22 protein-coding genes are annotated in these 26984 nt (G+C 73.8%); 15 read left to right on the forward strand and 7 right to left on the reverse strand.

All coding sequences use genetic code 11. From position 1 onward, the window contains the following. Nucleotides 1-6: 6 nt before the first annotated feature. The 3 genes from araD to ACZ6AA_RS34325 all read right to left on the reverse strand — a co-directional run bounded on the left by araD (nt 7) and on the right by ACZ6AA_RS34325 (nt 3572). Nucleotides 7-1719 carry an L-arabinonate dehydratase gene (gene araD / locus ACZ6AA_RS34315; protein ID WP_468483060.1) on the reverse strand — a complete coding sequence of 571 codons (1713 nt, stop codon included), beginning with the start codon at nt 1717-1719 and terminating at the stop codon, nt 7-9. 134 nt (nt 1720-1853) lie between these two features. After that, nucleotides 1854-2831 carry a dihydrodipicolinate synthase family protein gene (locus ACZ6AA_RS34320; RefSeq protein WP_471462368.1) on the reverse strand — a complete coding sequence of 326 codons (978 nt, stop codon included), beginning with the start codon at nt 2829-2831 and terminating at the stop codon, nt 1854-1856. A 141-nt stretch (nt 2832-2972) separates the two neighbouring features. Next, nucleotides 2973-3572 carry a TIGR03086 family metal-binding protein gene (locus ACZ6AA_RS34325; protein ID WP_468448626.1) on the reverse strand — a complete coding sequence of 200 codons (600 nt, stop codon included), beginning with the start codon at nt 3570-3572 and terminating at the stop codon, nt 2973-2975. 139 nt (nt 3573-3711) lie between these two features. Between ACZ6AA_RS34325 and ACZ6AA_RS34330 the strand changes: the two genes are divergently transcribed. Beyond that, on the forward strand, nt 3712-4929 hold the full coding sequence (locus tag ACZ6AA_RS34330; protein WP_471462369.1) for an MFS transporter: 1218 nt from the start codon (nt 3712-3714) through the stop codon (nt 4927-4929). Here ACZ6AA_RS34330 and ACZ6AA_RS34335 read toward each other — a convergent pair. The 3 genes from ACZ6AA_RS34335 to ACZ6AA_RS34345 all read right to left on the reverse strand — a co-directional run bounded on the left by ACZ6AA_RS34335 (nt 4904) and on the right by ACZ6AA_RS34345 (nt 8466). Beyond that, nucleotides 4904-6259: a S28 family serine protease gene (locus ACZ6AA_RS34335; protein ID WP_471462371.1), complete on the reverse strand. Its 1356-nt coding sequence runs from the start codon at nt 6257-6259 to the stop codon at nt 4904-4906. The two genes, ACZ6AA_RS34330 and ACZ6AA_RS34335, sit on opposite strands and share 26 nt — an antisense overlap. 102 nt (nt 6260-6361) lie before the next feature. After that, nucleotides 6362-7528 (reverse strand): hypothetical protein, encoded by a 1167-nt coding sequence (locus ACZ6AA_RS34340; protein ID WP_471462372.1) that lies wholly within the window; start codon nt 7526-7528, stop codon nt 6362-6364. Then, the gene (locus ACZ6AA_RS34345) at nt 7525-8466 is read right to left on the reverse strand and encodes a 5-dehydro-4-deoxyglucarate dehydratase (protein ID WP_468448634.1); all 942 of its coding nucleotides are present in this window, start codon (nt 8464-8466) and stop codon (nt 7525-7527) included. The genes ACZ6AA_RS34340 and ACZ6AA_RS34345 overlap by 4 nt, the downstream gene beginning before the upstream one ends. 213 nt (nt 8467-8679) lie before the next feature. Here ACZ6AA_RS34345 and ACZ6AA_RS34350 point away from each other — a divergent pair, with 213 nt between their 5' ends. The 13 genes from ACZ6AA_RS34350 (at nt 8680) to ACZ6AA_RS34410 (ending at nt 24359) form a co-directional block, all read left to right on the forward strand. After that, nucleotides 8680-9489: an NAD-dependent epimerase/dehydratase family protein gene (locus ACZ6AA_RS34350; RefSeq protein WP_468448636.1), complete on the forward strand. Its 810-nt coding sequence runs from the start codon at nt 8680-8682 to the stop codon at nt 9487-9489. 101 nt (nt 9490-9590) lie between these two features. After that, entirely contained in the window at nt 9591-10787 is a 1197-nt protein-coding gene (locus tag ACZ6AA_RS34355; RefSeq protein ID WP_468448638.1) for an alpha/beta hydrolase family protein, read from the forward strand. Between the two features lie 373 nt (nt 10788-11160). Further along, the gene (locus ACZ6AA_RS34360; RefSeq protein WP_468448640.1) at nt 11161-11922 is read left to right on the forward strand and encodes a DeoR/GlpR family DNA-binding transcription regulator; all 762 of its coding nucleotides are present in this window, start codon (nt 11161-11163) and stop codon (nt 11920-11922) included. A 157-nt stretch (nt 11923-12079) separates the two neighbouring features. Further along, on the forward strand, nt 12080-13450 hold the full coding sequence (locus ACZ6AA_RS34365; protein ID WP_468448642.1) for an ABC transporter substrate-binding protein: 1371 nt from the start codon (nt 12080-12082) through the stop codon (nt 13448-13450). Then, entirely contained in the window at nt 13447-14397 is a 951-nt protein-coding gene (locus ACZ6AA_RS34370) for a carbohydrate ABC transporter permease (protein ID WP_468448644.1), read from the forward strand. The genes ACZ6AA_RS34365 and ACZ6AA_RS34370 overlap by 4 nt, the downstream gene beginning before the upstream one ends. Before the next feature lie 86 nt (nt 14398-14483). After that, complete coding sequence (locus ACZ6AA_RS34375; RefSeq protein WP_468450092.1) at nt 14484-15290, forward strand: carbohydrate ABC transporter permease; 807 nt, start codon at nt 14484-14486, stop codon at nt 15288-15290. Further along, on the forward strand, nt 15287-16276 hold the full coding sequence (locus ACZ6AA_RS34380; RefSeq protein ID WP_468448646.1) for a zinc-dependent alcohol dehydrogenase family protein: 990 nt from the start codon (nt 15287-15289) through the stop codon (nt 16274-16276). Before ACZ6AA_RS34375 ends, ACZ6AA_RS34380 begins: the two co-directional genes overlap by 4 nt. A gap of 70 nt (nt 16277-16346) precedes the next feature. Beyond that, a complete protein-coding gene (locus ACZ6AA_RS34385) occupies nt 16347-16568 on the forward strand; it encodes a hypothetical protein (protein WP_468448648.1) in 222 nt (73 codons plus the stop codon). A 358-nt stretch (nt 16569-16926) separates the two neighbouring features. Then, a complete protein-coding gene (locus tag ACZ6AA_RS34390) occupies nt 16927-18153 on the forward strand; it encodes a TerD family protein (protein ID WP_468450094.1) in 1227 nt (408 codons plus the stop codon). A gap of 212 nt (nt 18154-18365) precedes the next feature. Continuing rightward, nucleotides 18366-18866, forward strand: a complete 501-nt coding sequence (locus ACZ6AA_RS34395; RefSeq protein WP_471462375.1) for a hypothetical protein — start codon at nt 18366-18368, stop codon at nt 18864-18866. Nucleotides 18867-19060: 194 nt separating this feature from the next. Then, a complete protein-coding gene (locus ACZ6AA_RS34400) occupies nt 19061-21739 on the forward strand; it encodes a protein kinase domain-containing protein (RefSeq protein WP_471462376.1) in 2679 nt (892 codons plus the stop codon). Then, complete coding sequence (locus tag ACZ6AA_RS34405; RefSeq protein WP_471462378.1) at nt 21736-21960, forward strand: hypothetical protein; 225 nt, start codon at nt 21736-21738, stop codon at nt 21958-21960. The genes ACZ6AA_RS34400 and ACZ6AA_RS34405 overlap by 4 nt, the downstream gene beginning before the upstream one ends. Beyond that, nucleotides 21957-24359, forward strand: coding sequence for a protein kinase domain-containing protein (locus ACZ6AA_RS34410; RefSeq protein ID WP_471462379.1), 2403 nt, complete (start codon nt 21957-21959; stop codon nt 24357-24359). The genes ACZ6AA_RS34405 and ACZ6AA_RS34410 overlap by 4 nt, the downstream gene beginning before the upstream one ends. 21 nt (nt 24360-24380) lie before the next feature. On the opposite strand, the gene ACZ6AA_RS34415 is transcribed toward ACZ6AA_RS34410, so the two are convergent. Further along, entirely contained in the window at nt 24381-25850 is a 1470-nt protein-coding gene (locus ACZ6AA_RS34415) for an alkaline phosphatase PhoX (RefSeq protein WP_468448656.1), read from the reverse strand. 133 nt (nt 25851-25983) lie between these two features. On the opposite strand from ACZ6AA_RS34415, the gene ACZ6AA_RS34420 reads away from it, so the two are divergent. Further along, the gene (locus ACZ6AA_RS34420) at nt 25984-26790 is read left to right on the forward strand and encodes an SDR family NAD(P)-dependent oxidoreductase (protein WP_468448658.1); all 807 of its coding nucleotides are present in this window, start codon (nt 25984-25986) and stop codon (nt 26788-26790) included. Nucleotides 26791-26984 lie beyond the last annotated feature (194 nt).

Consider the following 26984-nt stretch of genomic DNA (forward strand, 5'->3'; position numbering starts at 1 on the left):
AGCCAGCTAGCCTGCGTAGGGGTCCGGCACGGCTCCCGGCCTGGCGAGGAAGTCGAAGTCGCAGCCGGTGTCGGCCTGCGTGACGTGCGCGGCGTACAGGGCGCCGTAGCCGCGTTCGTGGCGGACGGGGGGTGGCGTCCAGGCGGCCCTGCGGAGGGCCAACTCCTCGTCGGGGACGTCGAGTCGGAGCGTGCGGGCGGGCACGTCGAGGGTGATGGTGTCGCCGGTGCGGACCAGGGCGAGGGGGCCGCCGACGTGCGACTCGGGCGCGATGTGCAGCACACAGGTGCCGTACGAGGTGCCGCTCATCCGCGCGTCGGAGATCCGCACCATGTCCCGCACGCCCTGCTTCAGAAGGCGCTCGGGGATCGGCAGCATGCCGTACTCGGGCATGCCGGGGCCGCCCAGGGGGCCGCTGCCGCGCAGCACCAGGACGTGGTCGGCGGTGACGCCGAGGGACGGGTCGTCGATGGTGCGCCGCAGGGTGCGGTAGTCGTCGAAGACCACGGCCGGGCCGGTGTGCCGGAGCAGCCGGGGGTCGGCGGCGATGTGCTTGATGACGGCGCCGTCGGGGCAGAGGTTGCCGCGCAGGACGGCGATGCCGCCCTCGGTGGCCACGGGGTTGTCGCGGGTGCGGATGACGTCGTCGTCGTGGACCCGCGCGGCCTTGAGCTGCTCGCGCAGGGTGTCGTGGGCGACGGTCGGGCGGTCCAGGTGCAGCAGGTCGGGGATGCGGGTGAGGAAGCCGGGCAGGCCGCCCGCGAAGTGGAAGTCCTCCATGAGGTACGTCGAGCCGCCCGGCCGCACGTCGGCGAGCACCGGCACCCGCCGCGCCGTGCGGTCGAAGTCGTCGAGGGTGAGGCGGACCCCGGCGCGGGCGGCCATCGCGACGAGGTGGATGACGGCGTTCGTGGAGCCGCCGAGGCCGAGGACCGTCGTCACCGCGTCCTGGAAGGCGTCGGGGGTGAGCAGGTGCGACAACGTCCGTCCCCGACGGACGAGTTCGACGACGCGCAGGCCCGACGCGGCGGCCATGCGGTCGTGCGCGGAGTCGACGGCCGGGATCGACGAGGCGCCGGGGAGGGTCACGCCGAGGGCCTCGGCGGCGGCGGTGAGCGTGGAGGCGGTGCCCATCGTCATGCAGTGGCCCGGGGAGCGCGCCAGGCCGCTCTCCAGCTCGGCCAGCTCGCAGTCGCCGATCACACCGGCCCGCCGCTCGTCCCAGTACCTCCACATGTCCGTGCCGGAGCCGAGGACCTCGCCGCGCCAGTGGCCCGGCAGCATCGGCCCCGCGGGCACGAACACCGTGGGCAGGTCGACGGACGCGGCACCCATCAGGAGCGCGGGCGTCGACTTGTCGCAGCCGCCGAGCAGCACCGCGCCGTCCACGGGATAGGAGCGCAGGAGTTCCTCGGCCTCCATGGACAGGAGGTTGCGGTAAAGCATGGGCGTGGGCTTCTGGAACGTCTCGCTGAGCGTCGAGACCGGGAACTCCAGGGGGAAGCCGCCCGCCTGCCAGACCCCGCGCTTGACGGCCTGGGCGCGCTCGCGCAGATGGACGTGGCAGGGGTTGATGTCCGACCAGGTGTTGAGGATCGCCACGACGGGCTTGCCGAGGTGCTCCTCGGGGAGGTAGCCGAGCTGGCGGGTGCGGGCGCGGTGCGAGAAGGACCGCAGGCCCGCGGAGACACCGGAGCCGTACCACTGGTGGCTGCGCAGGACGGGCGGGGCGGGGCTGTGCGCGTCGTCCGGCGCGAGCGCGGCCCCCGGCCCGCCGTCGGCCTCCGGCGCGCCCCCGCCGCCCGGACCACCCCCGGCCCCCGGTATGCCCCCGTCGTCCAGGCCGCCGCCCGTCACCGCCCCCACCCCGCCACGATCCCCGCGACCTCCGCCCGCACCGGCTCCGGCAGCACGCTGCCCGGCGGGCGTACGTCGCGCCGGCACAGGCCGAGGACCGCGAGCGCCTCCTTCACCACCGACACGTTGGCCGCCGAGCCGTCGGCGGCCCGCAGCTCCTCGAAGCGGCGGATCCGCTCCCAGACCGCCATCGCCGTGCCGTGGTCCCCCTGCCGCAGCGCCCCGAGCATCGCGAGCGAGAGCAGCGGCGCCACGTTGACCAGGCCCGAGGTGAAGCCGGTCGCCCCGGCCGAGAAGTACGCGGGCGCGTACGGCTCCGCGAGGCCCGCCACCCACACGAACCGCTCGGCGCCCGCGTCCCGCGCGAACGCGGCGAAGCGCGCCACGTCCGGCACCGCGTACTTCACGCCGGTCACGTTCGGGCAGGCGTCGGCCAGCTCCGCGAGCCGGGCCCCGGGCAGGCGCGGGTCGCGCACGTACGGCACGACGCCGAGGCCGGGCACGGCCTCGGCGACGGCCCGGTGGTAGGCGACCCAGCCCGCGTCGGAGACGTACGGGTGCGCGGGCTGGTGCACCATCACCAGGCGCGCGCCCGCCTCGGCGGCGTGCCGGGCGTCGGCCGTCGCGGTCGCCAGGTCGTGGCCGACGCCGACGACGACAACGGCCCGCTCCCCCGCCTCGGCGACGGTCAGCTCGGTGACGGCGCGCCGCTCCTCGGGGCTCAGGGCGTGGAACTCGCCGGTGTTGCCGTTCGGCGTGAGCGTGCGGATGCCCATGTCGAGCAGGCGGCGCAGCAGGGCGCGGTGGGCCGCGCGGTCGAGGGAGCCGTCCGCGGCGAAGGGGGTGACGGGGATGGCGACGACGTCGGCGAGGGCGGCGCGGCGCGGGTCCGAGGAGTCCCACGGGGCCCCCGACACCCCCACGGCCACCGAGGCCCCTGGCGTCACCGATGTTTCTGAGGTCGCTGGAGTCATGGGCGCGCGCCTCTCGCGTATCGCGTCTCATATATGACGCATGAAGTACGACGCGATGAAGCTAGGCGTGCCGCGCGGGCCGCGTCAACGGCCGTGCGGCGACCGGCCGTTGCGCCTCCCGGCCGCTACCGGTCGCCCCCGTCAGGGCCGCCAGGACGGGTCGCGTCCGCCCAGGGCCACCACCTGGTCCAGGAGCGGGGCGCCCTCGGCGACCGGCAGCGGCGGTCCGAAGAGGGTGCCCCGCGCCTCGGGCGACTCCGCGGCGGCGGACACCATGGCGTAGGAGACGGCGAGGCTGACCTCGTCGGGGGCGTACTCCTGCCCCGTGGCGCGCGCCAGGTCCCAGCCGTGCAGGACGAGTTCGTTCATGGCGACGGTGCCCGCGATGTCGCCGGGCAGGTCGACGCCGCCCGCCCGGGTGTCCCCGGTCCACGCCGCCGGGTCCCGCCACACCTCGGCGAGCCGGGCGAGCTGCCCGGGAAGTGCCTCCCGCCAGCCCTCGGCGAGGTCGGGAAGGGCGCTGCCGGGGTCGGTGTCCGTGGTCGGCCCGAGCTGTTTGCGGCCGGCGTCGGTGAAGGCGACGGTGAGGCCGACGACGTGGCCGAGGAGGTGGCGTACCGCGTAGTCGGGGCAGGGTGTGGGCCCGTCGAGCTGGTCGTCCTTGACGGCTTCGGCGAGCCGCGCCACGAGCCGTGTCTGCGGGCCGAAGTCCGGCAGCAGGGCTTCGGTGTCGTCCGGCATGGGCTTCTCCTTCGTACGCGTACGGGCCCGGGTAAGGCCCTCCCCTTAGGTCGACTCGTCGGGCGCGCCGAACTCATCGCCGTCGCGTAGGGCATCTGCCGGATGCCCCGCGCGCGGCCTCAGAACCAGCATCGGGCGCATGGCAACGACGATCGGACGTGTCCTGCGGGACCGCAACGCGGGCCTGTACCTGACGGCGGTCGTGGTCTCCGGGTTCGGGAGTTCCGCGATGACGCTGGTCTCGGGCATCTGGGTGAAGGAGCGGACCGGCTCCGACAGCCTGGCCGCCCTGTGCACCCTCGCCCTGTGGGCCCCGCTGCTCCTCGGCCCCCTCCTCGGCACCCTCGCCGACCGCACCCGGCGGCGGCCCCTGCTCGTCGCCGTGAACGTGGGCCTCGGGGCGCTGCTGCTCTCCCTGCTGTGGGCGGACCGCTTGGGCGGGGCGGCGGGGCTGTGGCTGCTGTTCGCCGTGCTCGTGGTGTACGGGGCGTGCGGCGTCGTCACCGACGCGGCGGAGGCCGCGCTGGTCGCGGGGGCCGTCGGCAGGGATCTGCTGGGGGACCTCAACGGGCTGCGGATGTCCGCGAACGAGGGCATGAAGCTGCTCGCGCCCGTTGCCGGGGCCGCGGTGTTCGCCGCCTGGGGCGGGCCGCGGGTGGCGCTGCTCGACGCCGTCACCTTCGTCCTGGCCGGTGCTCTCTTCGCGCTTCTTCGGGTGTCGGAGGTCCGCCCGGCGCCGGACCCCGAGGGCTGGCGGGCGGGCACCGCGCGGGGCGCCCGGCTGCTGTGGGGCGACGCGCGGCTGCGGCCGCTGGTCGTCGCGGGCGGGCTCACCATGCTGTCGTCGGGCGTGAGCGGCGCGCTGGTGTACGCGATCGTCGACGCCCTCGGCCACTCCGCCGCGTACACCAGCGCGCTGTACGTCGCGCAGGGCGCCGGGTCCGTCGCCGTCGGGATCGCCTCGGGCGCGCTGATGCGGCGCGTGGGCGAGCGGCGGTTCGCGGGCTGCGGGATCGCGCTGACCGCGGTGTCGGCGGTGCTGCTCGCGTCGCCGTGGGACGCGCTGGTGCTCGCGGGGAGCTTCGCGAACGGCGTGGGGCTGCCGTGCGTGCTCGTGGCCGCGCTGACCGCCGTGCAGCGCGAGGCGCCGCCGGAGCTGCTGGGGCGGGTGGCCGCCACCGCGAGCACGCTGATGTTCGCGCCCACGGCGGCGGGCATCGCGCTCGGCGCGGCGCTCGTCGGGCTCGTCGACCACCGGCTGCCGTTGTACGCCGTCGCGGGGGCGCGGCTGCTGGTCGCCGCGCCCCTGCTCCGGTCCGTGGCCGAGCGTGCTACTTCACGTCGGCCCAGCGCTTGATGGTGGCGACGGCCCGCGACTGCTGGGGCTCGGGCAGCTTCGCGATGCTCGCGCCGTGGTTGGCGCCCGGCACCTCGTACAGGTACGAGTCGCGCTTGCTCGGCTTGAACCGCTCCGCGCTCCACGGGTCGTTCTCGCCGTAGACGAACATCATCCGCTGGCCGCGGGTCTTCACCCAGCGGTCGACGTCGGCGATGGTGCTGTTGTTGTACGAGCCGCGCATGGCGGGCGGGAGCACCGAGTTCGGCTGGTAGATGTCCGGGTAGTGGCGCACGCCCTTGAGGTGCTTGAACTTCAGGTCGGCCCAGCCGAGTTGGGTGGCGGCCTGGCGGTAGTAGGGGCCGGTGGTGTTCTCGCCCAGCTCGGCGTCGTGGTAGACGCTCAGGCCGTGCTTCTTCGACCAGTCGTACAGCTCGTCGTCGCCGGCCTTCTTGGCGTCGGGGACGGTCGGGCAGTCGGCGGCGGTGCCGGACTGCCAGAAGTTCCACACCTGGTCGAGGACGGCGAACTCGTACGCCCGGTCGGTGGTGCCGAGCGTCTCGTGGAAGGTCTGGCCGTTCGCCTTGGCGTCGGCCTCGAACTTGGGCAGGAGCGCGTCGCGGCGCACCAGCATCTCGCGCTGCACGGCGTTCAGGGCGGTGCGGCACTCCTTGGTGCCGACGGTGCGGAAGAAGCGTTCGTAGCCGCTGTCGTCCTTGTTGTTCGCGTCGTTGGGCGCGACGAAGGCGACGACGGCGTCCAGGTCGTCCGGGTAGAAGCGCTCGTGGTACGTGGCGGTCATGCCGCCCTTGCTCGCGCCCGTGCCGAGCCACTTGCCCTTCTCGACGGTGCGCAGGGCCTTGGTGATGCGGTGCTCGTCGGCCGCCTCCTGCTGGACCGTCAGCTTGGACCAGTCCTTGCCCGCGGCGCCCGCGGGGCGGGACTGCTCGAAGTAGCGGTGCTCCAGGCTGACCTGATTGGCGTCGATCAGCTTGGTGAGGGCGGTGGTGCCGGAGGCGAGGGTGTAGCCGCCGGTGTAGAGGACGGTCGGCTTGTCCGTGGCCTTGTGCCACAGGGTCAGGCGCTGGGTGAAGGTCCCGGAGGCGCCGGGGCGGTGGTGGTCGACGGGCTGGCGGTACGTCAGGGAGTAGAGGGGGTGGCCCTCCTTCTCCGTGACGGAGACGACCGTCATGCCCGGGATGTTCTCCAGCTGTTCGCGGATGTCGGCCGTGCCGGTGGGGCGGGGGCCGGGCTGCCCGGTCTGTGCCGCCGCGGGCGCGGTGGTCGCGAGCACCGCCGCGCCCGCCGTGAGTCCGGCGCAGACCAGCGCGGATATCCCCTTGTTGCGCACCTTGTCTCCTCGTCTGACGATGAGTCGCGCCGCGGGGAGAGCGGGTGGGTTCACCCTGTTCTCGCCTGTTCGCGGCGTGTGGTGCGCGGATCGTAGCCGTTGTCAGTCGATCTGCGACAGGGCCGTCCGCACCAGCGCCAGGTCCTCGTCCGAGGCCAAACCGGCGTGGTAAAGACGCAGTTCAGTGGCGCCCAGCCGGGCCGCGGCGCGGGCGTCGGCGGCGAGCGTCGCGGGGCTGGCGCCCATGCCCGCCACGACCGTGAGGTTGGCCGCGAGGACGGCGGACGGACCGGCGTGCGCGGCGAACGGCGCGAGCAGGTCGGGGCCGAAGGCGCAGGGCACGACCACGCCGTCGGCGACGGACAGGACGTGGCGCGGGTCCACTCCGGCGTTGGCCCCGCAGTGGTGCGCCACCGGGTCGGCGTGCAGCAGCACCCGGAAGCCGTCGGGAGCCGCCGCGCGCACCGCGCCGACCGCCGCCTCCTGGAGCGCGCGGGCGCACCCCTCGCGCCAGGCCCGGGTGACCGCCGCCGCCCCGGCGCCGACGAGCTTCTCCACGCCCGCCCAGCCGGGGTCGGTGGCCGCGCCCCGCCACACCGGCTCCAGGGCGAGGCGCACGGCGGCGGCCAGTTCGTCGGGGTCGTGGCCGCGCCCGGCGTACCCGGCGCGGCAGCCCCCGCAGAAGCACAGCGACATCAGGTACTGCCCGGCCTCGCCGAGGCCCACGCCCGCGATCTTGTCGTGGGCGTGCAGGTGCGCGAGGCCGTACCAGCCGCACGACTCCAGTTCGGTGCCGCCCGCGCCCGGCCTCGTGGCGGCCTCCGCGGCGAGGTCCACCAGGTAGGCGCGGGTGGCGGGCTGGGCGATGCAGGGCGCCCACGGGTAGCGGTCGCCGTAGGCGTTCACCACGGAGGTGTCCGGGTGCTCGGCGCCCAGGCGGGAGTTGTGCGCGAGGACCACCCAGGTGTGCACGTCGAGCCCGGCGGACGCCAGCGCGTCCGCGGCCTCCTGGTAGGTGTCGCCCGGGGCCCAGGCACCGGCCGGGTACGGGCGCAGGGCGCGGGACGCCCAGCGGTCGTCCGGCGCGTACAGGACCGCGGCGTGCTCGGCGGTGACGACGCGGTGGCGGGGGTGGCGGGGGGTGAGGGCGCGGGTGGAGTGGTAGGCGGCGGCGAGGGTGACCTGCTCGACGCCGAGGTCCGCGATGCGCGCGGCGGCCCGGGGGTCGCCGACGACGTCCCAGGGGTAGAGGAACGCGGACGCTCTCACACGCCCTCCCGCAGCAGCGCCCGGCCGCGCTCGATCAGCTCGGCGAGCCGCTTGACGTGCTCGTCGGAGGGCTCGTGCAGCGGCGGACGCACCCCGCCGACGTCGAGTCCGGCCAGGCGCACCCCGGCCTTGACGAGGGAGACCGCGTAGCCGCGGCCCTCCTTGCGCAGTTCGACGAAGGGCCGGTAGAAGCCGTCGATGAGGCGCTCGGCGGTCCCGTCGTCGCCGGAGTTCAGGGCCTTGTGGAAGGCGAGCGCGAGGTCGGGCGCGAAGCAGAAGACGGCCGAGGAGTAGAGGCTGACGCCGATGCCGCGGTAGGCGAGGCCGGTCAGCTCGGCGGTGGGGAGACCGTTGAAGTACAGGAAGTCGCCCGGGGCTTCGGCGCGCACGGCGCTGACGACGCGCTGCATCAGGTCGAGGTCGCCGAGGCCGTCCTTGAAACCGATGATGCCGTCCGCGCGGGCGAACTCGACGACCGTCTCGGGGGTGAACACGGCGTTGTCGCGCTGGTAGACGATGACGTCGAGGGAGGTGGCCGCGGCCAGTTCGGTGTAGTGCCGAAGCAGGCCCTCCTGGGCGGCGACCACCAGGTACGGCGGCATGGCGAGGAGACCGTCGGCGCCCGCGGCCTCGGCGAGGCGCGCGTACCGCACGGCGAGCGCGGTGCCGTACCCGGCGCCCGCGATCACGGGGACGCGGCCCGCGGTCTCCTCGACGGCGGCCGTGACGAGCAGTTGGAACTCCTCGGGGGTGAGCGCGTGGAACTCACCCGTGCCGCAGCACGCGAACACCGCGGCGGCGCCCGCCTCCACGCCCCCGCGCACATGCGTGCGGAAGGCCTCGATGTCGACGGAGCCGTCGGCCCCGTACGGCGTGACCGGGAAGAACAGCGGCCCGCTGGGAACGCGGAGCCTGGCGGCGAGGGGGGCTGACGTCACGGGCTCTCCCTAGGCGTGCACGTTTCTGATTCATATCCATATCCCTGAACGCGCCCACGCTAAGCCGCGGCGCCGGGCCGGTCAAGCGCGCAAACCCGCAACTCAGGAGCGGATTCGCGGACTCCGCGCGGTACTTGACGACGGGGGCCACCGCTCCCTAGCGTGTCCACGAATGTGAATCTCATACATGAACGCGTACGAGGAGATCACCGCATGCCCGCTCCCCGCACCGTCCTGCTGACCGGCGCAGCCGGCGGTCTCGGCACCCTGATGCGGGGGCTCCTGCCCGCGTACGGATACGACCTGAGGCTGCTCGACATGCGTCCCGTCGGCGGCGAGCCCGACGCCCTCACGGTGGACCTCGCCGACCGGGCCGCCCTGCGCGAGGCGGTGCGCGGCGTCGACGCCGTCCTGCACCTCGCCGGGATCTCCCTGGAGTCCACCTTCGACAAGATCCTCAAGGCGAACGTCGAAGGCGTGCACAACCTCTACGAAGCGGTGCGCGAGGAGGGCGTCCCACGGGTCGTCTTCGCCTCCTCCAACCACGCGGTGGGCTTCACCCCTCGCCCCGTCGGCGACGACCCGCTCATCCCCGTCGACACCCCCCGCAGGCCCGACACCTTCTACGGCCTGTCGAAGTCCTTCGGCGAGGACCTGGCGCAGTACTACTGGGACAAGTACGGCATCGAGACGGTGTCCGTGCGGATCGGCGCCTGCTTCCTGGAGCCCGTCAACGTCCGCATGATGTCGGTGTGGATGTCGCCCGGCGACGGGGCCCGGCTGTTCCACGCGGCCCTCACCGCGCCGCACGTCAAGCACACCGTCGTGTACGGCTCGTCGGCCAACACCCGGCTGTGGTGGGACCTCGGGCCCGCACGGGCGCTCGGGTACGAGCCGCGGGACGACTCCGAGCAGTACGCGGAGAAGCTGATCGCCGAGCACGGCGAACTCGACCCCGCCAACCCCGACCACGCGCACCTGGGCGGCCACTTCTGCACGAACCCGCCAGTGTGGCCGCATTGAGGCTCGTCCTTGGAGCTGACGGTTCCGTACGCCTGCGGTCTGGTGCGGGTCAGCCCGCGGGGTGACGTGCGGGAACACGCCGCTGGCTACGGTGAGTTGTCATGACTGGAACCCTCAGCACCCCGCGCGGGCGTGCCGTCGCCACCGTGCTCGCGCTGGCGCTCGCCCTGCCCCTCGCGGCCACGGCGAGCGCCCAGGCCGCCCCCGCCGACACCGCGCCTGCGACGGCCCGCACCGCCGACGCACCCGCGATCCGGCCCGAACTCCCCCGTCCCACCGGCCGGTTCACCGTCGGCCGCGACACCCTGCACCTGGTCGACAAGAGCCGCAAGGACCCCTGGGTGCCCTCGGCCGGGGCCCGGGAGCTGATGCTGTCGATGTACTACCCGGCGCGCGGCACGGGCGGGCGGCCCACCGCGTACACCTCCAAGGCGGCGGCCCGGGAGATGTTGGCGTACCAGGAGCTGGACGGCCGGGTCTCCGCCGCCGACTACAGCTCCACCCGCACCTACGCCCGCACCGGGGCGCACCCCGCCCGGGGCGGTTTCCCGCTGGTCGTGCTCTCCCCCGGCTTCACCGCGCCGCGCTCGACGCTGACGCACCTCGCCGAGGACCTGGCGAGCCGGGGGTACGTGGTCGCGACCGTCGACCACGCCTATGAGGCGGCGGGCGCGGAGTTCAGCGGCGGGCGCGTGCTGCCCTGCGTCGGCTGCGTGGACGGCGGGGGCGACACGGGGCCGCGCGTCACCGCGGACCGGGCCAGGGACCTGTCGTACGTCCTCGACCGGCTCGTCGGCGGCAGGACGGGCAAGGCGGCCTGGCGGCACTCCGGGATGATCGACGCCCGGCGGATCGGGATGGGCGGACACTCCATCGGCGGCGCCGCCACGGCCGCCCTGATGGACACCGACCCACGGGTGCGCGCGGGCATGAACATGGACGGCGGCTTCCACACCAGGCCCGACCGCGTGGACCGGCCCTTCCTGCTGCTCGGCACCACGAACACGCTCCAGGCCGACGACCCCTACGACTGGGGCGCCGCCTGGCCGCACCTCGCGGGCTGGAAGCGCTGGCTGACGGTCGCCGGGTCCGGGCACTTCACGTTCACCGACGCGCCGGTCGTCCTCGGGCAGCTCGGCGCGCACGACCCCACGGCGCCGATCTCGGGGCGGCGGGCCGAGCAGATCACCCGCGCCTACATCGCCGCGTTCTACGACCGGCATCTGCGCGGGATCGGGCAGCCGCTGCTGGACGGGCCGACGCCCGCGCACCCGGAGGTCGGCTTCCACCGGCCCTGACGGGCGGGGGGCCGGTCGACGGCCGATCCCGGGCGACTCCGGGTCCCGGGCGATCGCAGGACCCGGACCGACTACGGGTCCCGGTCGACGGCAGGCCCCCGACCGTTCATTTCCCACCGGTCATTTCCGGCCGTCCGGGACTCGTCCCGCCCTGCGCCCGCACTCCAAACGGGCGGGAAACGGGCGTGCCGAGCCGATCAACGGGCACATGATCACGTTGCCGCGCAGGACATCGCCCGGGTAAACGGGCGGATTCGGGCATCATCATGGCCGTTGCGCGCCTGGTCACCCACTTCCGCGGGCTGTAGAACTTCCCCACAGGGCCCGAACGGGCAGCACATCGCAGTGGAGTCTGTGGGAAGAGGTGGCACCCATGTCGGCGGAGGAACGCCAGCGGCAGATCGTGCGCGCGGCACGCCGCTCCGGATCCGTCGACGTGTCCGTGCTCGCGGCCGAGCTCGGCGTCGCCAAGGAGACCGTGCGCCGCGACCTGCGCGCCCTGGAGGACCACGGCCTGGTCCGCCGCACCCACGGCGGCGCCTACCCGGTGGAGAGCGCCGGTTTCGAGACGACGCTCGCCTTCCGTACGACCATGCACGTGCCCGAGAAGCGACGGATCGCGGCCGCCGCGGCCGAGCAGCTCGGCGACGCAGAGACCGTCTTCATCGACGAGGGCTTCACCCCGCAGCTCATCGCCGAGGCGCTGCCCAAGAACCGCCCGCTGACCGTGATCACCGCCTCCCTCTCGACGGCGGGCGCCCTCGCCGCGTCCGAGCACGTGACCGTCCTGCTGCTCGGCGGCCGGGTCAGGGCCGGGACGCTCGCCACCGTCGACCACTGGACCACCCGCATGCTCGCGGGCTTCGTGATCGACCTGGCGTACATCGGCGCCAACGGCATCTCCCGCGAACACGGCCTGACCACCCCCGACCCCGCGGTCAGCGAGGTGAAGGCGCAGGCCATGCGGGCGTCCCGGCGCACCGTGTTCGTGGGCGTGCACACCAAGTTCGGGGCGGCGAGCTTCTGCCGGTTCGCGGGCGTGGGCGACCTGGAGTCCATCGTCACCGGCGTGCAGCTGCCCGCCTCCGAGGCGCACCGCTACTCCTTGCGCGGGCCGCAGGTCATCCGCGTCTGACCCCGCCGGGCCACCCGCCACCCGCCCGACAACTGCTTTCCCCCTCCCGCACACCGGCTCGCCCCAGGGCCGCCGGTGCGGCACCGCACACCCAAAACCCCGAGACGGCCCCCGGCCCCCTTCCCCCCTCTCTGTCCCCCTTGTTCAGGAGCGATTCATGCGAACCCAGAGCCGACGGAGGTCGCGGCGGCTGCTCGCCGCGACCGCCGCAGGGACGCTGCTCACCCCGCTGCTCTCCGGCTGCTGGGCCGGGGCGGGCGGGTCCGGTTCCGGCGGCGACTCCATCAACGTACTGATGGTGAACAACCCGCAGATGGTGGAGTTGCAGAAGCTCACCGCCGCCCACTTCACCAAGAAGACGGGCATCGAGGTGAACTTCACCGTGCTGCCCGAGAACGACGTCCGCGACAAGATCAGCCAGGACTTCGCCAACCAGGCGGGCCAGTACGACGTGGCGACGCTCAGCAACTACGAGATCCCCATCTACGCCAAGAACGGCTGGCTGCGCGAGCTCGGCCCGTACGCCCGCAAGGACCGCGCCTTCGACCAGGACGACATCCTGCCGCCGATGCGCCAGTCCCTCACCGGTGAGAACGGCAAGCTCTACGGAGAGCCCTTCTACGGCGAGTCGTCATTCCTGATGTACCGCAAGGACGTCTTCGCGAAGGCGGGCCTGAGCATGCCGAAGAAGCCCACCTGGCAGCAGGTCGCGGACCTCGCCGCGAAGGTGGACGGCGCCGAGAAGGGCATGAAGGGCATCTGTCTGCGCGGCCTGCCCGGCTGGGGCGAGGTGATGGCGCCGCTGACGACGGTCGTCAACACCTTCGGCGGCACCTGGTTCGACAAGGACTGGAAGGCGCGCCTGGACTCCCCGGAGTTCGAGAAGGCGACGCGCTTCTACGTGGACCTCGTGCGGGGGCACGGCGAGTCGGGCGCGGCCCAGTCCGGGTACGCGGAGTGCCTGAACAACCTCACCCAGGGCAAGACCGCCATGTGGTACGACGCCACGGCCGCGGCCGGGTCCCTGGAGGCCGCCAAGTCCCCGGTCAAGGGCAGGATCGGCTACGTACCGGCGCCGGTGGAGAAGACGGCGAGCTCCGGCTGGCTCTACACCTGGGCCTGGGGCCTGCAGAAGTCCTCGCGGAACCCCGACAAGGCCTGGAAGTTCATCTCCTGGGCGTCCAGCAAGGAGTACGAGAACCTGGTCGGCGAGAAGGTCGGCTGGTCCAACGTGCCCGCGGGCAAGCGCGCGTCGACGTACGAGAACCCGAAGTACCGCGAGGAGGCGGCCGCCTTCCAGGGCGTCATGCGCGCCGCGATCGCAGGCGCCCGGCCGCGCGACCCGGGTGTGCAGCCCCGGCCCGCGCCCGGCATCCAGTTCGTCGGCATCCCCGAGTTCACCGACCTCGGCACCCGGGTCTCGCAGGAGATCAGCGCGGCCATCGCCGGACGCCAGTCCGTCGAGTCGGCGCTGGACAAGTCCCAGAAGCTCGCCGAGAAGATCTCCGAGGAGTACGAGGGACGATGACCGCCACGACAAGCACCCCGCTCCCGCGTGCGACAGCGCGCGCCTCCGCGCCACGCCCCTCCGGCCGACTGCGCGCCTGGGCCACCCGGGCCCCGCTCCTGCCCGCCCTGATCTTCATGATCGCCGTGACGCAACTGCCGTTCGTGGCGACCCTGGTGATCTCCTTCTTCGACTGGAACGCGCTCTACCCGGACGCCCGCAGCTTCACCGGCCTCGCCAACTACAGGGAAGTCCTCACGGACGCCGACCTGCGCAAGTCCGTGTGGACGACGATCCTCCTGACCGCGACGGTCGTCCTCGCGAGCCTCGTCATCGGTCTCGGCCTCGCACTCCTCCTCGACCGGAAGTTCCGTGGCCGGGGCGTGGTGCGCACCCTGCTGATCGCGCCGTTCCTGCTGGTGCCCGTGGCCGCGGCGCTGCTGTGGAAGCACGTGCTCTACAACCCCGAGTACGGCCTCTTCAACGGCATCCTGCACTGGGTCGGCGGCGACGGCGCGACCCAGCCCGACTGGATCTCCAACACCCCGCTGATCGCCATCGAGCTGTCCCTGATCTGGCAGTGGACGCCGTTCATGATGCTGATCCTGCTCGCGGGGCTGCAGAGCCGCGACACCGAGCTGATCGAGGCGGCCCGCATGGACGGCGCGAACAACTGGCAGGTGTTCCGCCACCTCACGCTCCCGCATCTGCGGCGCTATCTGGAACTCGGCGCCCTGCTCGGCTCGATCTACATCGTGCAGAACTTCGACGCGGTCTTCACGATCACCTCGGGCGGCCTCGGCACCGCGAACCTGCCCTACACCGTCTACCAGAGCTTCTACCAGGCCCACGAGAACGGTCTGGCATCCGCCGCCGGTGTCCTCGTCGTCATCGGCTCGATCATCATCGCGACCTTCGCGCTCCGCGTGGTGTCGTCCCTCTTCCGTGAGGAGGTGTCCCGCGCATGAGCGACGTACGGACCAAGGAGGCGGCCCCCGGCCTCCGCGCACCGGCGAAGGGGGCGGGCGCGGGAGTGCGGCCGCGGGCCAGGGGCATGGGCCTCGGACTGCTTGCCTGGGTGGCCGGGCTGCTCTTCTTCCTGCCCATCGCCTGGATGGCGCTGACGTCCTTCCACTCCGAGGAGGACGCGGCGACGAACCCGCCCTCGGTGGCGGCGTCCCTCACCCTGGACGGCTACCGGGAGTTCTTCGGCTCGGGCGGCGGCGCGAGCCCCTGGCCCTCGCTCATCAACTCGTTCGTGGCGTCGACGGCGTCGACGCTGCTCGTCCTGGTCCTGGCGCTCCCGGCCGCGTACGCCCTGTCGATCCGGCCGGTGAAGAAGTGGACGGACGTCCTCTTCTTCTTCCTCTCGACGAAGATGCTCCCGGTCGTCGCGGGCCTCCTCCCCATCTACCTCTTCGCGAAGAACACCGACTTCCTGGACAACATCTGGCTCCTGGTCATCCTCTACACGTCGATGAACCTGCCGATCGCCGTCTGGATGATGCAGTCGTTCCTGTCCGAGGTGCCGGTCGCGATCATCGAGGCGGCGCAGATCGACGGCGCCAGGCTGCCCACGATCCTCACGCGGGTCGTCGCCCCCATCGCCCTGCCCGGCATCGCCGCGACCTCCCTGATCTGCTTCATCTTCTCCTGGAACGAACTGCTCTTCGCCCGGGTCCTGACGGGCGTGGTCGCCCAGACGGCACCCGTCTTCCTGACCGGCTTCATCACCAGCCAGGGCCTGTTCCTGGCCAAGGTGTGCGCCGCGTCGCTCGTCATCTCCCTGCCGGTGCTCGCCGCGGGGTTCGCCGCCCAGGACAAACTGGTCCAGGGCCTGTCGTTGGGAGCCGTCAAGTGAAAGCCGCCATCATCGAGTCCGTCGGCAAGGCCGTGGTCGGCGAGGTCCCCGACCCCACGCCCGGGCCGCGCGACGTGGTCGTGGAGGTCGCCGCGTGCGGGATCTGCGGCACCGATCTGCACATCCTGCAGGGCGAGTTCGCGCCGACGCTGCCGGTGGTGCCGGGGCACGAGTTCGCCGGCCAGGTGGTGGGCGTGGGCACGGGCGTCACCGAGGTGTCGATCGGCGACCAGGTCGCCGTGGACCCCTCCCTGTACTGCCACGAGTGCCGCTACTGCCGCGAGGGCCACAACAACCTCTGCGAGCGGTGGGCCGCGATCGGCGTGACCACGGCGGGCGGCGCGGCCCAGTACGCGGTGGCGCCGGTCGCCAACTGCGTACGCCTGCCCGAGCACATCCGCACCCAGGACGCCGCCCTCATCGAGCCGCTGTCCTGCGCGGTCCGCGGCTACGACGTGCTGCGCGCCCGGCTCGGCGCCCGCGTCCTGATCTACGGCTCCGGCACCATGGGACTGATGATGCTGGAGCTGGCCAAGCGCACCGGCGCCGCGAGCGTCGACGTCGTCGACCTCAACCCCGAACGGCTCGCCACCGCCCAGCGCCTCGGCGTGAGCGGCTCCGGCGCGCACCCCGACGAGCTGGACCGCCCGCGCGGCTGGGACGTCGTCATCGACGCCACGGGCAACGCCGCGGCCATCCAGGACGGCCTCGACCGCGTCGCCAAGGCGGGCACGTTCCTCCAGTTCGGCGTCGCCGACTACGCCACCCGCGTCACCATCGACCCGTACCGCATCTACAACCAGGAAATCACCATCACCGGCTCCATGGCCGTCCTGCACAGCTACGAACGCGCCGCCGAACTCTTCGCCACCGGCGTCCTCGACCCCGACGTCTTCATCAGCGACCGGCTGCCCCTGGCCCAGTACCCCGAGGCCCTGAGCAAGTTCGCGGCGGGCGAGGGCCGCAAGATCGTGGTGGTGCCGTGAGCCGAGCCCGTCCGGGCCCGGCCCCAAATCCGATACCGCCGGGGCATGACCGGGACCTACCATCCCGGTCATGCCCAGACCCCATGGATTCCAGTACGAGCAGCGCGCCGACGGCACCGTAGTCATCACCCACGGCACCCGCACCGCAGCGACCCTGCGCGGCCCCCGAGCCGAACAGTTCCTGACGGAGGCGGCCTCCGGCGACGCGCAGCTGGTGATGGCGCGCTGGACGGGGAATTACAAGCGGGGCAACGAGAGGGTGTCGCGGGGCCATCCCCGGAACACACGCTGAGCCGCTCCCCGAAGGCGGCCGCCCACCCGCACCATCCGGCCCGGCAAGTATTCAGCCCGTCCGGCGCTTGAGGACGAGGCGCGAAGCGCCGATCCGGCGGAGGCCCGTCCCACCCGCACCATCCGGCCCGCCCCGGCAAGTATTCAGCCCGTCCGGCGCTTGAGGACGAGGCCGAAGGCCGATCGGCGGCGGCCCGTCCCACCCGCACGGGACATCGACAGGCTGGGGTCCAGGGGGCGCAGCGCCCCGGTTTCGGAGAAGGGGCGGGACTGGGGCGCCCCGCGAAGGCCGAACGGAAATTCTCCTGAGGTAAGGGAACGGCAAAGTCCCCCCGCTCGTTACCCCAGGCATGACAGCTATGACCCCTGGCTCGAACATCCCCCTGACCGCGGCCCGCGTGACGGTGGACGTCACCGCCCCCGTGCGTCTTGACGTATCGGGCCTGCTGCTCACCGCCGACGGCAAGGTGCGCTCCGACGACGACTTCATCTTCTACAACCAGCCCACGGGCCCGGGCGTGACGTACCGCTCGGGCGGCGGCACGTCCCCCGACGCGATCACGGTCGACACCTCCGCCGTCCCCCCGGGCATCGAGAAGATCGTCGTGACGGCGAGCCCGGACGCGGCGGGCCAGTCCTTCCAGGGCGTCGAGCCCACGGCCACGATCCGCAACGCGGACGACGGCTCGGTCCTCGCGACGTTCACCCCGCCCCAGCTGGGCACGGAGACGGCCCTGGTGATCGTCGAGGTCTATCTGCGCAACGGCGCCTGGAAGGCCCGAGCGGTCGGCCAGGGCTACTCCAACGGCCTGGCGGGCATCGCGACGGACTTCGGCGTGACGGTGGAGGAGCCGGCCCCGGCCCCCGCCCAGCCCGCCGCCCCCATGGCCCCGCCGACCGGCCCCCCGGTGCAGGCGCCGCCGCCCCCGGGCGCGGACCCGCGCCTGGCCCAGCAGCCCCCGGCCCCGCCCGCGCCCGCCGCCCCGGCGGCCCCCGCCCCCGGCGCCGGGAAGATCAACCTGGACAAGGGCCGCGTCAGCCTCCAGAAGAACCAGACGGTGTCCCTGGTCAAGGGCGGCCGCCCGCTCCTCTCCCAGGTCAAGATGGGCCTCGGCTGGGAGCCCGCGTTCCGCGGCAAGGACATCGACCTGGACGCGTCGGTCATCGCGTACGGCCCGCAGCGCAACCACATCGACAGCTGCTACTTCGGCAAGCTGAAGATCCTCAAGGGCGCCGTCAAGCACTCCGGCGACAACCTGACGGGCGAGGGCGGCGGTGACGACGAGGTGATCGTGGTCGACCTCGGCGCACTCCCGCAGGAGGTCACCGGCCTGGTCTTCACCGTCAACTCCTTCTCCGGCCAGAAGTTCACGGAGGTCGCGAAGGCGTACTGCCGCCTGATCGACGGCGCCACGGGCGAGGAGCTGGTCCGCTTCGACCTGACGAACGCCGAGCCGCAGACGGGCGTGATGATGGCCAAGCTGATCCGCCAGTTCACGGGCGAGTGGGACATGACGGCGATGGGCGACTTCGTGAAGTCGCGGACGGTGCGGGGGATGGTGAAGCCGGCGGCGCAAGCGCTGTAGCTGGCGGGGCGCCTCGACCGGGCTCCCCCGTCCCCGTAGTCGGCACCGCGTGATCGGCGCCGAACGATGGCCTCCGCAGCCCGAGTTGCTGCGGAGGCCATCGTTGTGCGGCACCGAGGCGCGGGGGCTGGTCGTACGGGCGATCGACGTGCCGCGTCGGACCAGGTTGAATCGCGGTCAACGACTACGTACGTACAGGAGAACCGACCGCCGTGTACCGTCCAGCCCCCCTCTGCGCCGCCGCCCTCCTCACTCTGCTGCTCACCTCGGGGTGCACATCGGGCGCCGACGCCTCCCGTACCGACGCGGGTGACGCGCCGCAACGGCCCTCCGGCGCCGCGTCGGCCGACCGTGGCAGCGAGGTGGAGGCGGCCCGGAGCGACACCGCCAAGTCGCTGGCGCTGCCCGCGCACCCCCGCTTCCTCGTCAAGGTGCGCACCGGCGCGGGCGACGCACCACTGCCGGACTTCACGCCCAGCAAGAACGATTACACGGTGCACATCACGTGCACGGGAGCCAAGTCGCTGAAGATCGCCACCCGGGACGACGCGAAGGGCGCGGCCTCGACCGACGCGCCGACGACCGTCCGCTGCGAGAACACCCCCACCGTCGGCCGAGTCCACACCGACCCCGGCAAGCAGCGGTTGACGATCAGCGCCGAGGGCGGCGCCCGCTGGACCCTGGCCGTCGTCGACGGGCGGGGCGGCCTCTGAGGGCGGGAGAGCCGTGCGGGCGGGGCGACTCGCAAGGACAAGGCAAGCCGTGCGGGCAGGGCGACTTGTGAGTCCGTGAGCCGGTGAGACGCCGGGATCCCCCGGTCGGCGCAACCGTACGATGCCCCACAGGCGTCGCACAGTTCGGCCGGGCGAGGGGTCCGGGGCCGGCGGGACGAGGGGGTACGCGAGGCATGGCTGGGGCCGGGCGTGGGACGTCCGTCGAGGTGGGCGGGTATCGGATCGTGGCCCGGCTCGGGGCGGGCGGCATGGGCCAGGTGCATCTGGCGCGCTCCGCGTCCGGGCGGCCCGTCGCCGTGAAGACCGTCCACCCGCACCTCGCCGCCGAACCGGAGTTCCGCGAGCGCTTCCGTCGCGAGACGGCCGCCGCCCGCGCCGTCACCGGCCCGTACACCGCCGCCGTCCTCGACGCCGACCCGGACGCCGAACAGCCGTGGCTCGCCACCGAGTTCTGCGCGGGCCCCGACCTCACGGACGCCGTGTCCGCGCACGGCACCCTCTCCACCGCCGACCTCGCCGCGCTCGGCGCCTCTCTCGCGGAGGCCCTCGCCGCCGTGCACGCGGTGGGCCTCGTCCACCGCGACCTCAAGCCGTCCAACGTCGTCGTCACCCGTGACGGCCCCAAAGTCCTCGACTTCGGCATCGCCAAGGGCGCCGCCGACGACAGCCTCACCGCCACCGACGAGGCCATCGGCTCCCCCGGCTTCATCGCCCCGGAGCAGCTCGCGCGCGGCGCCGACGACGCCCGCCCCGGGCCGCCCGCCGACGTGTTCGCCCTCGGCGCCCTCCTCGCCCTCGCGGTCACGGGCCGCGCCCCCTTCGGCGCGGACGGCGCCGCCCGCGTCCTCTACCGCACCCTCCACGAGGCCCCGGACCTCGACGGCGTACCGGACCCCGCCCTGCGCGCCTTCCTCTCCCGCTGCCTCACCCGCGACCCGGCCGACCGGCCCACGGTCGAGCAGGTCCTGGCCTGGTGCGCGGCGAGGGTGGAGGGGGCTCCGTGGTGGGAGCGGGGCGCTGCCGCTGGGCTGATACAGCGTCATGAGGATGATGTGGTGCGGTTGTTGGGGGGCGGGGAGGGGAGTGGGGTAGGGAGCGGGACGGCGGTGGCCGGGGCTCCGGCGCCCGTCACGCCGGGCGTTGAGAGCCGGGGGCGGGACGGGCTGTTCAGCGCCTCGCAGGCCCCTGGCGCCCCGGCCTCTGCCCCGCAGTCACCCGGCACCCGGGTCCCTGCCCCAGAGGCCCCCGGCACTCAGGCCCCTGGGGCACAGGCCCCCGACTCGGAGGCCCCCGCTCCCCCGCCCCGCGTGCAGCAGTCACCCACCCCACAGCCGCCCGAGCGACAAGCCCCGCGCCGCTCCGAGCAGCGGCCCCCCACCGACACTCACCCCCTCGCCACCCCCACCAACACCCGCTCCAACTCCCCCACCTCCACTCCCACCTCCACTCCCAACTCCACCCCCACAGACACCTCTCCCCCTACCGACACACCTCCCACCGACACACCTCCCACCGACGCACCTCCCACCGACGCTCCTCCCCCCACCCCACGCCCCTCCCGCCGCAATCTCCTCCTCTGGGGCGGCGGCGCCCTCGCCGCCGCTGCGGGCGTCACCGGCGTGGCCATCGCCCTCCAGGGCGGGGACGGAGACGCGGACGAGAAGGACCCGGGCTCGCGGAGGCGGTCGCCGGACGCGACGGCCAAGGGGCGGGTGCTGTGGAGCAGGGACGTCGGCGAACTCCGGCCCGACGGCCTGGTGCGCCGGGGCGACGACCTGTACCTGCTCGCCCCCGACTCCCTCACCTGCCTGGAAGCCCGCTCCAACACCGAGCGCTGGGTGTACGCCACGGAGCGGCTGCAGGACGTGGACCGCTACCGCGACACGGTCTACGTCCTCCGCGACGACCTCTTCGAACCCGAGATGCACGCCCTGAACGCCACCACCGGCCGCAAGGTGTGGACGTCTCCCTTCCCGCGCCTCAACCCGAAGCGCCGCGCCGAGGGCCTGCCCGGCTTCGACGCGGACAAGAGCGGGCTGGAGGGCAACCAGGGGACGTTCGTGCTGGCCGGTGACGTGCTGTGCTTCCTGACGTACGCCCCGTACGACACGATGTGGGCGCAGCGCAGCGCGTGGGGGCGGCGCTGGCGGGCGTACGGGTTCGACGCGCGGACGCGGGAGGCCCTGTGGTTCCACGAGGGCGCCGCCGCCGGGGTGATCGGCGTCGACGAGGCGGGCGGACGCATCGCCGTGGCCGCGTCCGCGAAGCCCGGCATGAGGGGCACGGACGACTACGCGCGGCGGGACCCGCTGGTCGTCCTGCGCGCGGCGGACGGCAAGGTGGAGCGGACGGTGCGCGACGGGGCGCGGTACCCGCGTGCACACCCGGGCGCGAAGGGCCTGGCGTGCTACGCGAGCCGCACGGCGATCCGCGCCGTCGACCTCGCCACGGGCCGCGTCCGCTGGACCCGCCGCCTGGACTCGCCGACGGCCGTCACGCCGGTGCCGACGCGCGGGATGCTGCTCGCCGCGACGTCCGACGGCCTCAGCGGGTACGCGGCCGGGGCGGGTGGCAAACCGAGGTGGTCCCGTACGGATGTCGAGGAACTCACCGCGGCCGACGGCTCGTTGCTGACGGCGGGCGGCCATGTGTACGTCGTGGGCCCCGAGCCGGGCACGACCGGTGAGCCCGACTGGGGCCTGCACGCCCTGGACGTCCGCACCGGCCGCACGGCCTGGGCGGCACGGTCCGACGGCCTCACGACGGCGAAGGCGGCCGCCGCGGCGCCGGACGTGATCCACGTGTACGCGGACGGGACGGTCGTGGCGATAGCACCCCCGGAGCGACGATGACGCCCACCCCCAGCCGCCCCGAACACCCCGACAGCCAGGAGGCCCCGGGCACCCAGAACACCCCGACCGGCCTCGGACACCTGGGCATCCAGGACGCCCCGGCCCGCCTCGCTGCCCCCATCAGCGCTGCCGCCCCACCCACCCCCGCGGGCCTCCGCACCCCTCACCACACCACCAGCACCCCTCCCCCTCCCGCCAACCCGAACGGCACCCGCGCATGACCTCCCCGCTCCTCTCCGAGGATCCCGAGACCCTGGGTGGGCACCGGCTGTTGTCCCGGCTCGGTGCGGGTGGGATGGGGCAGGTGTATCTCGCCCGGAGCCCCGGTGGGCGGTTGCTCGCGGTGAAGACCGTGCATGAGCACCTCGCCGCCGACGCGAAGTTCAGGGAGCGTTTCCGGAGGGAGGCGAACGCCGCGCGAGCCGTCACCGGGGCCCATACCGCCGCCGTGGTGGACGCCGACCCGGATGCCGATCAGCCGTGGCTCGCCACCGCCTATCTGCCGGGGGTCACCCTGCGCCAGGCCGTCGCCGCAGGCGGCCCGCTGGCCGGTGAGGTCGTCCGGGCGCTCGCCGCCGCCCTCGCCGAGGCCCTGGCCAGCATCCACGACGCGGGCATCGTGCACCGCGATCTGAAGCCGTCCAACGTCCTGGTCACCGCGGACGGCCCCCGTGTCATCGACTTCGGCATCGCCCGGGCCACGGGCGAGCACGCGCACGGGCCGTTGACCGCGACGGGGTCGATGCTCGGCACGCCCGGCTACATGGCCCCCGAGCAGATCCTCGGCGGTCCGACGGGACCGGCCACCGACGTGTTCGCCCTGGGTGCGGTGCTCGCCTTCGCGGCGAGCGGCGCGGGGCCGTTCGGCGCGGGTCCCGTCGCCGTCCTCCTGTACCGCGCGGCACACGAGGACCCCGACCTCGGGGACGTCCCGGAGGCAGCGGGGCTGCGTGAGCTCGTCGCGGCCTGTCTGCGGCGGGATCCGGCCGAGCGGCCCGCGGTCGGGGACGTCCTGCGCCGGACCGCCAGGTCCGACAGCCCGCTGTGGTGGCGGAAGGAGCCGCTGCGGTCCCTCGTCGCCGATGCGGGAGCAGTGGGGGCGATGGGGACGGAGGGGGCGGAGGGTGGGGTCGCCTCCGGGGCGGGCGCCACCCTCGTGGCGGCCGCTGGTCCGGAGGCGCCCACCCGCCCGGCCACCACCGCCCCGCCCCCGCCGTCCCCGGCGCACTCCACCCCCCAAGACCGCCCCGACCGCGCCCACCGGCACCGCACCCTCGCCCGCCGCTCCGCCCTCACCGTCGCCGGTGGTGGGCTCGTCGCGCTGATGGGGTGGGCCATCAGCACCGCGCCGTCCGGCTCCCGGGCGAAGGACCCGGCGGGGCAGAGCGCGCTGAGCCTGCGGAAGGGGAAGCGCGCCCCCGGGGCCACCCGGTGGACGCTGGCCCTGGACGACACGGTCGGCGGCAGCCTGGACGCGCTGCTGCTCGCGGGCGACACCGTGCTGGTGCGCGGCCCGGAGCGCGGCACCACGCTGGGCGGTGGCACCGTGCACGCCGTGCGGGCCGCCGACGGCGCCGAGCGGTGGCGGCGGGACGGCGGGGCGCAGTCCGGGCCCGCACTGTGGGGCGTGGCCGACGGCCTCCTGATCGCGCCGGACGTACTGGCGGAGGTCGTCGACGTACGGACGGGAAAGCCGTGGCCGGTGAAGAGCGCCTGGCCGTCGCCGGGGACCACCCGGTGGTTCGCGGTCGCGGGCGGGCGCCTGGTGACGCTGCACGTGACGGGCTCGTCGAACGACCCGGAGCTGCGGCTTCGCACCCTGCCCGGCGGCACCGCGCCCGGCGTCCGCAAGGACGTGCCCGCCTGGCTGCCCCCCGCCGCCTCGGGGTCGTCGCTGCTGCTCGCGCCGGAGCCCGCGGAGCTGGTGGAGGGGGCGTCCTGCGTGGACACGCGCACGGGCGAGGCGCGCTGGACGTACCGGCACCTCACCGGCGACGACCGGGCGGTGGCCGCCCCCGTGACGCTCCCTCGGAAGGGCTCCGTCGGCGCGCGCTTCGCGTTGCTCACCGAGGAGTCCGACCTGCACCTCATCGACGTACGGGACGGCGGGCGCCTCGCGCGGCGGCGGCTCGGCCTGGCGGCGGGGCGGGGCACGACGGCCGTGGGGCAGGCCGCCGGGGTCGGCCTGGTGCTCGGCGGCGGCCGGATCGTCGGCTTCGACCCGGGGGACGGCAGGGAGTTGTGGGACCACGCCTCGGCGGGCCTCGACGCGAGCTGGCCGCGCCGGGCGGGCGGCGCCCGCGGACCGGTGACCGCCGACGGCGTGCTCGTGCACTGGACGGACACCAACACCCTTCAGGGCATCGACGTCCGCGACGGCCGCAAGCCGCTGTGGACGGCGTCGTTCGACGCGACCGGCCAGCGCCCGCCCGCCGTCGGCGGCGACACCGTCTACGTCACGGCGGGCCGCGAGGTCCGCGCCCTCGGCCTGCGCGACGGCGAGCGGCGGGCGCGGTGGCACCTCGACGGCACGGCCACCGCGCTCACGGCGGACGGCGACGGCTGGTACGCGATCGTCGGCGGCACCTCCGCGCGGGCCGTCGACGCGCCCGCGCGGTAGGCGGGAGGGAGCCAGGGGGCGTCACGGGCGCTGGCGGCGCCACGGGCCCCTGATCGCCAGCATGATGCCCGGCGTCTGGATGTTGGCGTACAGGGTCCGTCCGTCGGGCGAGAAGGTGACGCCCGTGAACTCGCTGTAGGACGGCTTCTCGGGGGTGCCCGCGTTCAGTTCGTTGCGGGCGATGGGGTACGTGCGCCCGCGCTCCGTCGCGCCGAACAGGTGCTGGACGCCGTCGCCGTCCTCGGCGACGACGAGTCCGCCGTAGGGCGAGACGGTGATGTTGTCGGGGCCGTCGTACGCGCCGTCCTTGCCGGGGTCGCTGTTCACTCCGAGCAGCACCTTGAGGGTGAGCGTGCGGCGGCCCGGGTGGTAGAACCACACCTGCCCGTCGTGCTGTTCGGGGCTCTCGGCACGGGCGTACGAGGAGACGATGTACGTGCCGCCGTCGCCCCACCACATGCCTTCGAGCTTGCGGGCGCGGGTGACGGCGCCGGTGTCGAACTGCTTGCGCACCGGGACCGTACGGGCGTCGCGGTCCTCGACCTCCACCCAGTCGACGCCGTACACGGTGCCGATCCGCGTCGCGCGCGCGAGGTCGTCGACGAAGCGGCCGCCGGAGTCGTAGCACTTGAGGGCCTTCAGGACACCGGCGTCGTCCGCGAGGGCGCGGAGCCTGCCGCGGCCGTGCCGGAAGCCGTGCGGCGGGGTCCAGCGGTAGAGCAGGCCGTTGGGTCCCGCGGCGTCCTCGGTGAGGTAGAGGTGGCCGCGCTTGGGGTCGACGACGACCGCTTCGTGGGCGTAGCGCCCCAGTGCCTTGACGGGCTTGGGGTCGCGGTTGGCGCGCCGGTCGTAGGGGTCGACCTCGAAGACGTAGCCGTGGTCCTTGGTCATGCCGTTCTGGCCGGCCAGGTCCTCGGTCTCCTCGCAGGTGAGCCAGGTGCCCCAAGGCGTGGAGCCGCCCGCGCAGTTGGTGGCGGTGCCCGCGACGCCGACCCACTCGGCGACCTCGCCGCCGCGCCGGACCTCGACGACCGTGCAGCCGCCGGCCGCGGCCGGGTCGTAGACGAGCCCGTCGGTGAGCGGCACCGGGAACTTCGCCTTGGTGCGGGGGCCGCCCAGCTCGTGGTTGTTGACGAGCAGGGTCACCCCGCGCGGGCCCTCGAAGGCGGCAGTGCCGTCGTGGTGGGAGGGCGTGAACTCGCCGGTGTCCAGCTTCGTCCTGCCGCTGTGCGTGATGACGCGGTACGAGAATCCGGCGGGGAGGGCGAGCAGGCCCTTGGGGTCGGGCAGGAGCGGGCCGTAGCCAGGCGCGCCGTGACCGTGGCCGTACGCGTCGTGGCCGTCGGGTCCGTCGGCCCCGGCCACCTCCGGGTCCTCCGCGGCGAGCGCGCCGGGCGCGGTGGCGAGCGCCCCGACGCTGCCTGCCAGGGCGACGCCCGCCCCGGTGACCGCTGATCGTCTGGCGAAGTCCCTGCGAGTGAGCGACGGCATGATTTCTCCTGAGGGCGCGTGCGACCGGGCCTGCTGTCGGCGACAGATTTCCGCTCGCGTATAAACGGCGGTTGAACGAAGGCCGACTTCGGCGGTCGTTTTCCGGATGCGCACATTCCGCCAGGAGGCCCCCATGAGCGACGCCCACACGACCCCTGACGCGAGCGAGCACGCCCCCTTTCCCGCCACCGGCCGCCGCGTCCTGATCAGCGGCGCCTCCCGGGGCCTCGGCCGCGCCCTGGCCCGGGCGTTCGCGGACAACGGCGACCGGGTCGCGGTGCACTTCGGCTCGCGCGCGGAGGAGGCGCGGGCCACCCTCGACGCGCTGCCGGGGTCCGGGCACGCGCTGGTCGGCGGCGACCTGTCGGACCCGGCCGGGGCCAAGGACGTCGCGGACCGCGCGGCCGGGGCGCTCGGCGGCGTCGACGTACTGGTGAACAACGCGGCCGTGAACCTGCCGCACCCGCCCGCCACCACCTCCTACGAGGACTGGTCCGCGCTGTGGCAGCGGCATGTGTCGGTCAACCTGCTCGCCACCGCCAACCTGAGCCATCTCGCGGCGCACCGCATGATCGGTCAGGGCACCGGCGGCCGGATCGTCAACATCGGCTCGCGGGGCGCCTTCCGGGGCGAGCCGGACCACCCGGCGTACGGGGCGACGAAGGCGGCCGCGCACGCGCTCGGCCAGTCCCTCGCGGTGGCGCTCGCGCCGCACGGGATCGCGGTGGCGTCGGTGGCGCCCGGGTTCTTCGGGACGGAGAGGGTGGCGCACCGGCTGAGCGGGGCGGAGGGCGAGGCGATCCGTGCGCAGAGCCCGTTCGGGCGGGCGGGGACGGCCGAGGAGATCGCGGCGGCCGTGGTGTGGCTGGCGTCGCCGATGGCCGAGTGGGCCTCCGGCGCGGTCCTGGATCTCAACGGCGCGTCGCACCTGCGCACCTGAGCCCGCTGCGACCTACGGGAAGCGGCGTACCTCGCGTGCGCGTCACTGGTCGGAGGAGACTTCGTATTCCCGGAAGAATCTTCGTAAACAAGGTCAACCGGCACGGACCAGCTGTAAAGGCAAGATTTCGCGCGGCACGCCTTGACCGCCGGTGGCCCCGGCAATAGACACCCAGGTACCGCATCCCGCGGGAA

It is taken from the genome of Streptomyces sp. NPDC040610, assembly GCF_055594065.1.